The 13,333-nt window shown below is 65.8% G+C and carries 8 protein-coding genes and 1 pseudogene; 5 read left to right on the top strand and 4 right to left on the bottom strand.

Annotation, left to right across the window (positions count from 1 at the left end; all coding sequences use genetic code 11):
• Positions 1-6,595, bottom strand: a 6,595-nt coding sequence (locus V5F77_RS19865) for a GLUG motif-containing protein (protein WP_429007073.1), incomplete at its 3' end; no start/stop codon positions are given.
• Positions 6,596-6,755: 160 nt separating this feature from the next.
• Between V5F77_RS19865 and V5F77_RS19860 the strand changes: the two genes are divergently transcribed.
• Entirely contained in the window at positions 6,756-7,730 is a 975-nt protein-coding gene (locus V5F77_RS19860) for an AraC family transcriptional regulator (protein ID WP_429007072.1), read from the top strand.
• On the opposite strand, the gene V5F77_RS19855 is transcribed toward V5F77_RS19860, so the two are convergent.
• Both V5F77_RS19855 and V5F77_RS19850 read right to left on the bottom strand, forming a co-directional pair.
• A complete protein-coding gene (locus V5F77_RS19855) occupies positions 7,705-8,040 on the bottom strand; it encodes a hypothetical protein (RefSeq protein ID WP_429007071.1) in 336 nt (111 codons plus the stop codon). The two genes, V5F77_RS19860 and V5F77_RS19855, sit on opposite strands and share 26 nt — an antisense overlap.
• Before the next feature lie 77 nt (positions 8,041-8,117).
• Positions 8,118-8,474 (bottom strand): helix-turn-helix domain-containing protein, encoded by a 357-nt coding sequence (locus V5F77_RS19850; protein WP_429007070.1) that lies wholly within the window; start codon positions 8,472-8,474, stop codon positions 8,118-8,120.
• A gap of 203 nt (positions 8,475-8,677) precedes the next feature.
• Here V5F77_RS19850 and V5F77_RS19845 point away from each other — a divergent pair, with 203 nt between their 5' ends.
• From V5F77_RS19845 to V5F77_RS19830, 4 genes and pseudogenes are all read left to right on the top strand, one after another.
• Positions 8,678-9,871, top strand: coding sequence for a DUF932 domain-containing protein (locus V5F77_RS19845; protein WP_429007069.1), 1,194 nt, complete (start codon positions 8,678-8,680; stop codon positions 9,869-9,871).
• A gap of 172 nt (positions 9,872-10,043) precedes the next feature.
• Positions 10,044-12,156, top strand: a pseudogene (locus V5F77_RS19840) (ParB/RepB/Spo0J family partition protein).
• Positions 12,157-12,250: 94 nt separating this feature from the next.
• A complete protein-coding gene (locus tag V5F77_RS19835; RefSeq protein ID WP_429007068.1) occupies positions 12,251-12,664 on the top strand; it encodes a hypothetical protein in 414 nt (137 codons plus the stop codon).
• On the top strand, positions 12,661-12,894 hold the full coding sequence (locus V5F77_RS19830; RefSeq protein WP_429007067.1) for a DUF6117 family protein: 234 nt from the start codon (positions 12,661-12,663) through the stop codon (positions 12,892-12,894). Before V5F77_RS19835 ends, V5F77_RS19830 begins: the two co-directional genes overlap by 4 nt.
• Here V5F77_RS19830 and V5F77_RS19825 read toward each other — a convergent pair.
• Positions 12,815-13,330, bottom strand: a complete 516-nt coding sequence (locus V5F77_RS19825; RefSeq protein ID WP_429007066.1) for an EVE domain-containing protein — start codon at positions 13,328-13,330, stop codon at positions 12,815-12,817. The genes V5F77_RS19830 and V5F77_RS19825 overlap by 80 nt on opposite strands.
• Positions 13,331-13,333: the final 3 nt, after the last annotated feature.

Here is a 13,333-nt window from a genome sequence, read left to right as displayed (position 1 = left end):
CGAGCACGGCCGACGTCTCGCCGGCGACGAAGCCGCTGTAGGTCACCCCTGCGCCGCCGCTATAGGCGAGGCCGTCATAGGTCTTCGACGTGTCGGTCACCGTGGCGGTCAGCGCGGCCTGACCGATCGCGAGCGAGCCGGACACGAAGGTGATGTCGTAGCCGAGCTGGCTCGAATAGAGGCCGCCAAGTGTCAGGCCGGCACCCGAATAGGAGCCGGCATCGGCGCCGGACGCGGTGTAGAGCGCACTGCCGAGCACCAGGGCGGTGGTGTAGCCGCTCGGGTTGTAGGTCAGCGTGCCGACGCTCGCGCTGGTGGCGCTGCCGTCATAGGTCTTGCTGCCGCTGCCGCCGGTCACCGTCAGGGCGGTCATGAAGCTGCGCAGCAGCGGCATGGTGTAGCCGTCATAGATGCGCCAGACGGCTCCCGTGCCGCCCGCATCATCAATGTCCCAGCCTGCTCCGGTAAAGGTGGACAGACTGCTCAGCTGTGCCGTGGTCAGCCCGGTCACGCCGGTGGACGAGCCCGCGCCGATGCCAAGGGCGGTGCCCGATGTCGTCGTATTCCAGAAGCTTGCCGTGACGGTGCCGGAGCTGAGATAGCCGATGAAGCCGCCCTGGTAGGTGGCCCCGCTCACCGAGCCCGTCGAATAGCTGTTGGAGATCGCGCCGTTATTATAGCCAATGAAACCGCCGGCATAAGTGCCGGCCGTCACGTTACCGGTGGCATAGGAATTCGAGATGGGCCCGTAGCTCTGGCCGACAAGGCCGCCTGCATAGGTGGTGCCGCTGACCGCGCCCGTGGCGAAGGCGTTCGAGATGCTAAAGGAGTTCACGGCGACGAGGCCGCCCGAATAAACCGCGCCCGAAACGTCGCCCGTCGCATATGAGCCGGTGATGGTGCCGGCATTCACGGCCACCAGCCCGCCGGCATATGTGGCGCCGCTGACCGAGCCTGTGGCGAAGGCGTTCGAGATGCTCCCGGAGTTGACGGCGACCAGGCCGCCGGAATAAAGGCCGCCCGATACGCCGCCCGTGGCATATGAGCCGGTGATGGTGCCGAAATTCGCGGCCACCAGCCCGGCCGTGGTGGTGTTGGTCGCGGTGGTGCTCGTCACCGCACCGGTGGCAAAGGAATTGCTGATCGAGGCGTTCTGGCTGGCGCCCGCGAGGCCGCCCGCATTGGTGTTGGCTTGGGAATTGGTCACGGTCGCCGAGGAGGACGAGTTGAGGATGCTCCCGTTCCCCTGATCGATGCCGACGAGACCACCCAGATAGGCGAAGCCGGCGTTCGGGTTTCCGGCGTTGAGGACGGTGCCGGACGTCTTCACATTGCTGACGGTTCCCAGATTGTAGGCCGCCAGCACGCCGGCGACGACGCCGTTCACGGTCCCACCCACCGTGAGGCTGCTGACGGTGGCGCCGTTGCCGATCACGCCGAACAGGCCGGCCCGGGCGGAATTGGTCACCACAAGGCCGCTGATGGTGTGGCCGCCGCCATCGAAACTTCCGAGGAAATTGTCGAGATCGCTGCCGATGGGATTGAAGCCTGAGCCGGAATTCCAGTTCGAAGTACCCGACGCATCGATGTCTGCGGCGAGCACGAAGCTCTGCGACAGCAGGCTGGTGGAGCCGACACCCTGGAGGCCATAGACATCGCCGACCTGATAGGGCGTCGCGGCCGAGCCGTCGCCGCCCGTGGCGCGCAGGAAGGTGGTGCCGCTGCCCAGAACGAAATTGGTGGCGGCGAAGCTCGGCAGCGTCGCCGCGACTTGGCGCCAGGTCCCGCCATCGAGGCGGAAGGTACCCACATTGACCGCGCTTGATGTGGTTGCGGTGCCGCTGGCGCTCACGATCAGCGTTCCAGCGGCTCCGGTCACCGCACCGGCAAGGCTGATGTTGCCGCCGCTCGTAGTGGAGAGGGTAAGGCTCGAGGCGTCGGACCAGGAGACCGCATCGGCGATGGCGAGCGCGCCCGCCGCCGCAAGCGTGATCGCGCCGCTCACGCCGAACGCCCCGCCGCTGTCGATGGTCAAAAGGCCCGAGGAGCCGAGATTGGCGTTGAGCGTATAATTGCCCGTGGTGTTGAGATAGACGCCGTAGCCCGCCGTCGTTGTCAGTGGCGCGAAGGTGGTGGAGGAGAGGAAGGATAGATCAGTGTCGGCATAGCTGCCGCGGGCGGCAAGATAATTGGGCAGGGTCGCAGCCAGCGTGGATTCGCCGGTAATGATGTGGGCTGCCGTGCCATAGATGGCGACGTTCTGCACGCCGTTGGTGCCGTCCACATCGGAGAAGGCGGCGCCCTTGGCCGTGCCGTTGTCCAGATAGGTGAGCACGCCGCTGGAGGCGAGCGCGCTGGACGGCGCCAGGACGTAGTAATAGCCGTTGGCCCCGGTGACCGCGCTGCCGAGCGCGCTGCCGCCCGATACCGCCGTGACCGTGGCGCCCGCCAGAGCCGTGGTGCCCGCGTCGCTGTAGGCGATGCCGGAGACGGCCACCGGCGTCGTGGCATAGCGCCAGGTGAAGTAGGGATAGAGATTGGTCCCCGTGCCCCAGATGGACGAAGAGAAGCCCGCCGGCAGCGTGCCCTGCAACTGCGCCGTGGTGCGCGCGGTGATGCCGCCGGACCCGCCGGCGATGCCGCTCGCCTGTCCGCTGGTCTGCGTATCCCAATAGGCCGAGGTAATGGCCGAGGCGCTGGCGTTGTTATAACCCGCAAACCCGCCGACCTGCGCGCCACCGGAGACATAGCCCGTCGAATAGGCTGCGGTGATCACGCCATCCGTATAGTTGACGCCGACGAAGCCGCCGACGTTGGACGCACTGCCGAGCCCGATGACCCGGCCGGTGGCGTAGGCATCGGTGATGGTCCCCTCATTGTGGCCGATGAAGCCGCCGATGGGGCCGGAACTGCCGGTGACGGTGCCGGTGGCGTACGATTGGCTGATGGTGCCGCCGTCATTGCCGGTGAAGCCGCTCGCGCCCACCAGGCCGCCGATATAGCCCATGCCGGCGCCCGTATTGGTGCCGGTGACGTCGCCCGTGGCATAGGACTGCGTGATGCTGCCGCCGTTGACGAGATAGCCGACGAGGCCGCCGATCTGATAGCCCGCGCCGGTGACATTGCCGCTCGCGGAGGCGCGGCTGATGGCGCCGCCGTCATTGACTCCCACGAGACCGCCGACGTTGGTTTCCAAAGTGTTAGCGCCGGTGACCGTGGCGCTCGCGGACGCGGAAGAGACGGAACCGCCGAGCATGTAGCCGATGAGCGAGCCCACATCGTCATTGCCGGTGATGCTGCCGGCTGAGAGCGTCACGTTGCTGATCGTGGCACCGTTCGTATAGCCGAACAGGCCCACGTAATTGGTCCCGCTGCGATTGATGGTCAGGCCGGTGATGCTGTGGCCCTGGCCGTCGAAGATGCCGGAGAACGGCGTGCCGGAATTGCCGATCGGCACGAAGCCGGATGCCCCCCAGAGGCCCGCATAATTGCCGCTGCCGTCGGCGGTGAAGGCGGTGGTCAGGTTGATGTTTGCCCCCAGCCTGTAGCTGGCGGTGAGATCCTGCGACATCAGTTGCAACGCCGCCGGCGTGGCGATGACGGTCGAATACTCGTTGCGCAGCATCGGCCGCGTCTCGCCGGCGATCATCACCCAGACGTTGGAGAAATCGAAACCCGCATAGGTCGATTGCGTGCGGGCGCTGCTGGAGCTGAAGCCGCTGCCCACCACGCTGGCGGACTGGCCCGTCGAATCCATGTCCCAATAGACGTTGGTACTGGTGATGGTCGTGCCATCCGCGCTACCGACGACGCCGCCAGTGCCGCTCAGGCCGGTCACCAATCCGCTGGCATATGCATCGGTCAGCGCGGAGCCTTGCACGGTGGTGCCGACCAGGCCGCCGATCCCGCTGCCCGTACCTGTAACCGCCCCTGTGGCGTATGACGTGGTGAGCGAACCGACGCGGTTCCGTCCGACGAGGCCACCGACTTCATCCGTGCCGGACACGCTGGCGGCGGAGGACGACAGTTCGATCGAGGCGATATCGCTCCACCCGACGAGGCCGCCCACCTGTGCGCCTTGCCCGGTCACCGTCCCCGTGACATGAACATTCGACAGTGTGCCGCCCGAGAGGCGTCCCGCAACGCCGCCCACGGTGCTGTTGCCGTTGATCGACACATTGGAGAGGGTCAGGTCGCGCGCCGTCCCGGACAGGATCCCGAACAGGCCTTGCGTCGATTGGCCCGGCCTGTTGATGGTGAGGCTGTCGACGAAGTGCCCGAAGCCCGCCAAGGTGCCGGAGAAGCCGGCGATGGCCTGGAAGCCGGCCCCGCTGTTCCAGCCGGCCGTGGCGCTTGCGTCGATGTCGTTACCCAGTGCGTAGAGGCCCGAGCCGCTCACGCTCTGCAGGCCGGCCGCGTCATGGATCAGCGTATAGTCTTGGCCGTTGATGGATAGCGACGCCCCGCTGTCGGGCAGCGATACACGCGCGCCGCTGACCAGCGAATAGGAGCTTCCGACGCTGAGGTTCAGTTGCGCCCCGGCCCCGCTGAGCGTCAGATCCTTGCTGATGTTCAGCGCGTTTGCCGCCGACAGCGTGTAGCTCGCGCCCGCCTGGCTGTCGTTGAGCGCAGCGGTGATGTTCAGATCGCCGGCGGCCGTGACGAGCGACAGCGTCCCGTTGCTGGTGATCGGGCCGGACACGTTCAGGTCCTGCCCGTTGGTCAGCGCAAACGAGCCCGAGGCGCTGGACGTACCGAGCGTCGTGATCGCGTTGACGGAATTGGTTAGGGCGACCGAACCGCCGTTTGTCGTCGTGGCATTCAGCGTGTTCACCGTGATAGAGGTGGCGATAGTGGTGGGCGATGCCGCGGTCTGGTTGATGCCGCCCGCCCCTGCGTTGAGGACAAGGCCGCTGCCGCTGCCCGTTCCGGTCACGTTCGCGTTGAGGAAGATGCCCCCGGTCGAGGTGTTCGCATTCAGCGTCAGCGTCGTGTTGGCCGACCAGGTCACCGCATTGACGACGGTGATGTTTCCCGCCTCGCTGCCCGCACCCGAGGTCAGGACGACCATATTGTTGCTGGCAAGCGCACTCTGAAGGGTCGCGACATTCAGGTTGGTCCCGCTGCCGCCGGACGGCGTCGCGGTGTTCGGCGAGGAGGTCGTGTCGACCGAGATGAAGCTGTCGGCGGCGTTGGAAATCGTCACGTTGTAGGGATCGAGCAGCCAGGTGCCCGTCGCGCCATTGGCTGCCGTCGTCGTCACCTGTAGTCCGGCACCGAACCCCAACTCGTGGCCGGACGTCTCCACGAAGCCGCCGTCGCCGCCGAGCGCCCCGCCGTTGGCCGAGATCGTGCCGGCGAAATTGGTGACGCCGTCCGACCAGACCACCACGCTGCCGCCCGTGCCGGTGCCGGTGGCATCGGCCTTGATGACACTGCCCGCCTCGATCGTCACCGTCTGCGCGTGGGCCAGCGTGCCGCTGCCCTGGACGTCGCCGCCGATGCGTACCGTGCCACCGGCCGTGGCGCCGCTCACGTCCACCACCGCGCCGCTGGCCAGCGTCAGGTTGCTGCCGGTCACCGTCACGGCGCCGCCCACATCGCTCTCCCCCTTGGCGTCCAGCGTGCCCGCCACCTTCACCTTGCCGCCGGAGACCTGGATCTCGCCGCCCTTCGCCTTGCCGTTGGACCTGGCGGCCCGGGCCACCACCTTCTGGCTCACGGTGACGCTGCCGCCGTCGCCCGCGGTCAGGAAGACCCGCCCACCCTTGCTGGTGACGCCGGTGGCCTTGGTGATGCTCTCGGTGTTGCCGGCCAGCGCATAGACATTGCCGCCATTGGCCTTCAGTTCCACCTCGGCGGCCTTGATGACGCCGGAGGTCTTCGCCTCGGTGTCCGCCCCGCCCACCTTCACCACGAACTTGCCGTCGGAGAGGGTGGCGTCGCGCACAAGCACCTCATAGCCGGCGGCCAAGCCCACCGTGCCGTTGGGCGCCGTGATGGTGCCGGCATTCTCGACCCTTCGGGCGATCAGCGCGACGTCGCCACCCAGCGCGCCGATGGAACCGTAATTGATCACGCTGGCGGTGCTGGAGCCCTTGAAGGTCATGGCGGCGCCGGCATTGAACTCAGCGTCGGAGACGTCATGGGTGGAGGCGATGAATGAGCCGCCGGTGGTCACGGTACCGGTCGGCCCCACCGTGATGCCGTTGGGGTTCACCAGATAGACGCTGCCGGTTGCGGAAAGCGAACCATCGAGCTGCGAGGGAGAAAGGCCGGTGACGCGGTTCAGCGTCGCGCCGGAGCCGTTCTCAAAGCGGACGCTGCTGCCGGCGCCGACCGAAAAACTGCCCCAGTTAATGATGGCATTGCGCGAGGATTGGGTGACCAGCACACTGGTGGCGGAGGGCGAAGAGATCGCCGCAGCTCCCGATACAACGGAGCCGCCGGCAGGCAGCGACGCCGCCTGCTGGGCGTGGCCGGCCAGCGGATCCGCGATGACGATCAGCGCCACCGACGACAATAGCAGCGCGCGCGCCGCAAGGCACTTGCGGCATCGGCTCGTCCGGCCCTGTGCTGCGACGATCTTCCCCAAGGTGCGCCTCTAGCCCCGGCTCGATCGTCGCGAAAGGTGCAGCGCAGCGATCCCGACTCAACTGATGCCATCAGTTGCGCCCGCATGTCTGATCGGAAATGCTGTGCGCAGCCGGCAGCCGCAACACCGCGTCGCTCCGGCGATTTTTGGGGACGTTTCCGTGCCGGACATTGGCGAAGTTCTCTTGCCCAGCGAAGTTCCCCTCACCGGGGAGCAGCTTGAGGTGGCGCTGGAATTTGCAAAGCCGAATATCGGTTCGCTGATCGAGCCCGAGCCGCGGAAATTTCCACCGATGCTGCTGGACAACCGCTCGGTCCTCGCCGCTGTCCGCCTGATCGAGCGGCAGCCGACGGCGCCGTTCACCATCAAGGCCATCGCGGCCGCAGCCGGCCTCAGCCCCCAGCATTTCCAGCGGGCCTTCGCCGAGGTGATGGGCGAGACGGTCGGCGCCTATATACGCCGCATGCGCCTCGAAATGGCGGCCATCCGGCTGCATCTGAGCCGGGACTCGGTACTGTCCATCGCCATTGCCACCGGCTATGGCAGCGCCGAGGCCCTCACCCATGCCTTCCAACGGCAGTTCGGCTGTGCGCCAAAGCGCTATCGGGAACTCGCCGCCGACAGGATCATCCCGTCAGGGCCAGTGGAAATGGAGCGCGCGCAGAATGTTCAGGCGCAGTGGCGCGACGAATCCCGCCTTCTCGGCGTGCGGTTCCATGGGTCGCACGCGCTTTTACCGACCTATTGGAAGATGTTTGCCGAACAGCTGGCGACCCTGCGTCTGCCGCCCGAGGAGAACCGGGTCTTCATCGGAGTCGGCTACGACAATCCCGAAGTAACCCAGCGCGGATTGTTGCGATATGACTGCGCGATCCGGCTGCCGTCGCATCCCGTCGATCTCCGGGGTACCGCCTTTGGGCCCATCACCTGGCCGCCGACCCGCGTCGCCCGCATCGCCCATGAGGGCCCCTATCAGGACGTCTTCGCGACCTATCGCGCGATTACCGGCGTATGGGTGCCGGGCAGCGGCGAGCAGTACGGCGACTGGCCGACGCTGGAGACCTATCCGGCACTGCCTTGGGTCGGGCCGGATGGCCCACCGAGCCGGCTCACAATCGAGCTGGCTCTGGTGTGAGCGGCGGGCGGGGGATCAATCCTCGTCCGTGCCGCCGCCACCCGCGCCGCGGCTGCGTGAGGTCTCGTGTTGCTTTGGGAATGAAGAACTCTCGCCGTTCCTTGCGGAGGCGGTCCGTCATTTCCATCGGGACAAAGGTCGGCGCCGTGAAAATGAACTGAAGGCTTTCGACCTTTGACAATTCGCTCTTGAGCGCCTCGAAAGCATAGATCGAGAAGCATGATGCCGCGATCTTGAGCCGGGCGCCACGTCCCAGCGTCGCCTTCAGGTCATCTCCGAGAAGAAGTGAGGTGTTGTCGATGATCTTCATCGGTTCTCCCTCACACCAGTTTCCGCATTGCATACCGCAATGGAGACAATGCCAACGTGTCGCTAATTTTGGTTTCCTTAGCCATTGGCGGTCAGCGCCAGCCCCAGATCGTCCTTGCGGATATCGATCAGGTCGGCAAGCCGCTCCAGAAGGCCCAGCACAACGAGAACGTCGGCAAGCGTTCCGATGGCAACGCCCGGATCACCGCGTTCAAGGCGGGCAATGGAACTCGGCGAGGTCCCCGCACGAACGGCGAGATCCGCTACCGTGATGCGACGCCGCAGACGCGCGTTGCGGATATCCTGGCCCAGCCGTTCCAGTGCCGGTTTCGTCTTGGGCGAACCCATATCAATCATCCATATTTGACGCAAAAAGGCTAATATGTATTCATATCTGACTAATTGCCCTGGATTCAAGAATTCCAGTCCGGCCATCCCGGGCAGTGTGAGCGTCTCAGTTCGATATCTGTCGCAGAAGGAGGGGAAAGCCTTCCCCTGCGTCCGAGCCTTGGGTCTCGGCCGACCCCTTCGAGCGGGGAGACCCCCGCAACGCCCCCAGAGTGAGAGAGCGGATCGGTTTCCGTGACGGGTGAATAGCTGGGAGAGAGGCTCCCGCGCCCGTCGTGGAGATTGGTCCCATGAACATGCAGGTTTTCGATGCACGCCGTGACACGAGTGGCGGTTACAAGGTGGATGTTGGCCGTGGCGAGCGGATCGGCCGCGTCTCGTCTGAATGGTTCTCGCGTCCGGCCGACGAGCGCTACCTTTCACTGTCGGAGCTGGCTAGGTCGGTGCGCAACCGCGCCGACCGCAGCCGGACCCGCGTGGTGGAAAGCGCGCTGATTCATGTCGAGGCCAACCGCAATGATCCGGAGCGACTGGCGCTGGTGCTCCCCGGCGCGGATGCGCCGGTCGCACCGACGCACTGGTCCTTCGGCCAGCTCGCCAGCCTGGTCGGCGCTCCTGCCGCCCATCTGCGCCAGCTGCCCGCCACGCTTGCCGGCATCAATCTGCAATATGGCCTGAGCTCCAACCGGGCCGAGCAGATCAAGACCCTCGAAACCGACAACGGCCGGGTCGAGCTGCGCGCCATCACCGGCCCGGATTACGGCCGGATCTTCGACTACGAGTTGGTCGAAGCCGTACAGCGCATCGCCGGCAACGGTACAGGCGACACCCGCTGGAAGGTGCCCGGCGTGCTCGACTGGTCGACCGGCGTCTACAATCCCCGTATCGATATCACCAACGACACCACGACGCTCTACGCCTCGGATCGTGACGTCTTCCTCTTTCTCGTCGACGATCTGAATCCGATCGAGGCCGGACGGCTGCCGGACGGATCGCCCGACCTGTTCTTCCGGGGCTTCTACTGCTGGAACTCGGAAGTCGGCGCCAAGACCCTCGGCATGGCGAGCTTCTATCTGCGTGCGGTTTGCCAAAACAGGAATTTGGGGGGCGTGGAGGATTTCGAGGAAATCACCATCCGCCACTCCAAATACGCCGCCAATCGTTTCGCGCACGAAGCTGCCCCGGCGCTGCTGAACTTCGCGAACTCCTCGCCCATGCCCTTCGTCAACGGCATCAGGGCCGCCCGAGAACGGATCGTCGCCAGGACGGACGAGGATCGTACGAATTTCCTGCGCCGGCTTGGATTCTCCAAGGCCGAGACCGGCAAGATCATCGACACGGTGCTGGCCGAGGAAGGCCGGCCGCCCGAAAGCATCTTCGATTTCGTGCAGGGCATCACCGCCGTCGCGCGTGACAAGCCGCATCAGGACGCTCGCCTCGATATGGAGGGCAAGGCGAAGAAGCTGCTCGATCGGGCGGCCTGACTTCCGTGAAGTCGGGGATGCGGCTGTCCGTATCTCCGGCTCTACGCTTCTCCTTATCCGCGTTCCCACACCGTGGCGCTGCCCCCTTTAGAGGAAGAGGGCGGCGCTTCGCTTCGTGACGGGTTGGAGGTCGAGAGAGAGGCTCTCGGCGCCCGTCGCGGAGTATATCCCGATGGCTACTGCCGTTCAGAAGATCATCCTGTCGTCCTCACGCGACATTCCCTTCAACAAGCTGGTGCTCAGCCAGTCCAACGTCCGGCGCATCAAGGCCGGCGTCTCGATCGAGGACCTGGCGGCCTCGATTGCGCGTCGCGGCCTGATCCAGAGCATCAGCGTCTTCCCGGTCGTCGATGCCGAGGGCAACGAGACCGGCATGTTCGAGGTGCCCGCCGGCGGCCGCCGCTTCCGGCGCTCGAACTGCTGGTCAAGCAGAAGCGCCTCGCCAAGACGGCGCCGGTCCCCTGTGTCGTGCGCGAGCGCGATGGCGACATCCTTGCCGAGGAAGTCTCGCTCGCCGAGAATATCGAACGCGCACCGCTCCATCCCCTCGATCAGTTCCGGGCCTTTCAGGACATGCGCACCAAGGGCATGACCGAGGAGGAGATCGCGGCTGCTTTCTTCGTCTCGGCCCAGGTCGTGAAGCAGCGGCTGCGGCTTGCCTCTGTCTCGCCGGTGCTGCTCGACATCTATGTCGAGGACGGCATGACGCTGGAGCAGCTCATGGCCTTCACGGTCTCCGGCGACCATGGCCGCCAGCAGCAGGTCTGGGATGCGGTGAAGGATTCCTGATCGAAGGAGCCATATCAGATCCGCCGTATGCTGACCGAAACCACGGTCCGCGCCTCCGACAAGCGCGCCGTTTTCGTCGGCCTCGACGCCTATGAGGAGGCCGGCGGCGTCATCATGCGCGACCTGTTCCAGTCCGACGATGGCGGCTGGCTGCAGGACGTCGCGCTACTCGACCGGCTGGTCTCCGAGAAGCTGAAGGCCGAGGCGGAGACCATCGCAGCCGAGGGCTGGAAGTGGATCGAGGTCGCCGTCAGCTTCCCCTATGGCGCGACCCACGGCCTGCGGGTGCTGGAAGGCGAGCCGCTCGACCTGACCATCGACGAGCAGGCGACGATCGAAGCCCTGAACGCCGAATATCAGAAGCTCGAGGCCGAGTATAAAGGCGCCGACGAATTGCCGGACGAGGTCGATCAGCGTCTCGGCGAGATCGAGACCGCCCTTGCGGCGTTCGACGAACGTCCCGTCCGCTTCGAGCCCGCCGACATCGCCCGCGCCGGGGTCTTCGTTAGCATCGGCCATGACGGCCGGCTCGACATCGAACGCGGCTATGTCCGCCCCGAGGACGAGGCGCCCGAGCCGGCGGACGGCAGCGAGGATGGCGAGACCGGCGACGAGGCACGTGATCAGGCCGATCCGCGCGTGCAGCGCGCCGTCATCACCATCGGCGGCGAACCTGCGGACAGCGAGGACGAGGAGGAAGAGGCGATCAAGCCGCTGCCCGATCGTCTGGTCACCGAGCTGACCGCGCACCGGACGCTGGCGCTGCGCAACGCGCTGGCCGAGCATCCACATGTCGCCATGACGGCGCTGCTGCACAAGCTGGTGTCGGACACCTTCCAGCACCGCATGTACAAGGGCGCGCTGGAGGCGAGCGTCAATCACATCTTCTTCCCCGTGCAGGATGAAGGCTGAAATACAGCCCGTCGGCCCGCTCGGCGCAGGAGCGCGGCGAGGCCTGGGCTGGCGACATCCCCGCGGAAGACCAAGCGCTGTGGGACTGGCTGGCCGCGCTCGACGACACGAGCCGCATGGCGCTGCTCGCTCATTGCGTCAGCTATGGCGTCAACGCCCTCTACGAGAAGCCGAACCCCTATGGCGGCAACGGCGTTTCGCAGCACACACTGGACATGCGGCTCGCCCAGGCCGACCGGCTGGCGCGCGCGACCGGTCTCGACATGGTGGACGTCGGCTGGCGGCCCACGGTCGGCAATTATCTCGGCCGGGTCACCAAGCCGCGCATCCTCGAAGCGGTGCGCGAGGGCGCGGGCGAACAGGCGGCGCAGCTCATCGACCACCTGAAAAAGGGCGACATGGCGAGGGAAGCCGAACGCCTGCTGGCCGATACCGGCTGGCTACCGGAGCCCCTGCGCCTTGCGGCCGAGGACGTATCCGCCGCGCCCGAAGTCGACGCGGGTGGCGAGGATGACGGGGCCGACCTGCCGGCCTTCCTCACCGAAGACGAGGACGAAGAAGTCCACGCCATCGCGGCCGAATGATCACAAGAGGCGGGGTGGCCGCAGCCGCCCCGCCCCAATCCCTTCAATCGAGCCCGGCCATCGCGCCGGGCTCTTTTCGTTTCAGGAGCCTGACATGGCCGACTACTTCACCCACTTCTCGTACCTGCTCGATGTCGGCACGCCTCAGAACGCCGCTCGTGCACTTGATCTCTACAATACCCTGTCCGAGGAAGGTGCCTCGGAAGAACCGCCCTCGGATGGCTTCGATCTGTCGATCCAGCCCGAACATGGCGGCACGACCTTGTGGCTGCGCGACGACGTCACCGGCGATCCCGAACGCCTGATCCGGTTCGTCAGGCGCTGTGCGAAGGAATTCGGGCTGACCGGGCGCTGGGGCTTCCAGTACGCCAACACCTGCTCACGTCTGCGCGTCAACGCCTTTGGCGGCGGAGCACATGTGCTCGATCTCGCGACCGGCGCGACCGTCGCCTGGACCTACACCAATGGCTGGCTGGACGAACATCTTGCCGAGGGAGGCGTTCGATGAGCATTCCCGATCATGCCCGCGCCAATTTCCAGACCCTTCTACGCGCAGCGGAAAATGGTCATCTGGCGCTGATGGAATGTGCAGACGCCGCGAGCGGCGCACCGCGCTACGTGATCTGCGCCGTCGGACGTGACGGCGAGGACTATGTCTTCACCCCGTTCGGTCATCTCGCCGAGGGCAATCCTTTCGATGCCTATCTCCCACCGGAGCCTGGTCAGCCGGTCGGCTAAGCTGCTCGAACCGGCCGAGAACGCCCATCGCTTCGGCGATCAGTCGCATGTCTTCTTCGTTCAGCCCGCGCTTTGGTCCGCGCATCACGATGCCCCAGTTGGCGACGTGATCACGGGTCAGTCGGAGCCTCCCCAGAAGCGGCCTGATCGGAGCGGGCTTGGCGTCCTTCAAATAGTCCACATCGACCCGATATGGATTGAAGTTCATCACCTGCTCGGCGCGATAAGGAGCATCCGATGTTACACGGCCGATGGTCGTGAACGCCTGCACCGTTTCGCCTTCTCCCATGCCCTCGCGTGGAGAGTAGTAGACGATCCAGTCGCCCTTTCTGAGTGACTTCACCGCGATATGCTTGCCGTGCCCAAGTTGCGCAAAGCCTCCATCTCGTCCCCCACGGGCATGCTGCGCCGATGCGACGCCCATCCAGAACGCCATGGC

It is taken from the genome of Roseixanthobacter psychrophilus (assembly GCF_043195195.1).
In the GTDB taxonomy this organism is placed as follows: domain Bacteria; phylum Pseudomonadota; class Alphaproteobacteria; order Rhizobiales; family Xanthobacteraceae; genus NCEH01.
This window is presented reverse-complemented; position numbering and strand designations above follow the sequence as displayed.

Coding starts and splice junctions, on each gene's coding strand:
- V5F77_RS19850 (WP_429007070.1), bottom strand. CDS start 8,474: ATGGCCGGACTGGAATTCTTGAATCCAGGGCAATTAGTCAGATATGAA.
- V5F77_RS19830 (WP_429007067.1), top strand. CDS start 12,661: ATGAGCATTCCCGATCATGCCCGCGCCAATTTCCAGACCCTTCTACGC.
- V5F77_RS19825 (WP_429007066.1), bottom strand. CDS start 13,330: ATGGCGTTCTGGATGGGCGTCGCATCGGCGCAGCATGCCCGTGGGGGA.
- V5F77_RS19845 (WP_429007069.1), top strand. CDS start 8,678: ATGAACATGCAGGTTTTCGATGCACGCCGTGACACGAGTGGCGGTTAC.
- V5F77_RS19855 (WP_429007071.1), bottom strand. CDS start 8,040: ATGAAGATCATCGACAACACCTCACTTCTTCTCGGAGATGACCTGAAG.
- V5F77_RS19835 (WP_429007068.1), top strand. CDS start 12,251: ATGGCCGACTACTTCACCCACTTCTCGTACCTGCTCGATGTCGGCACG.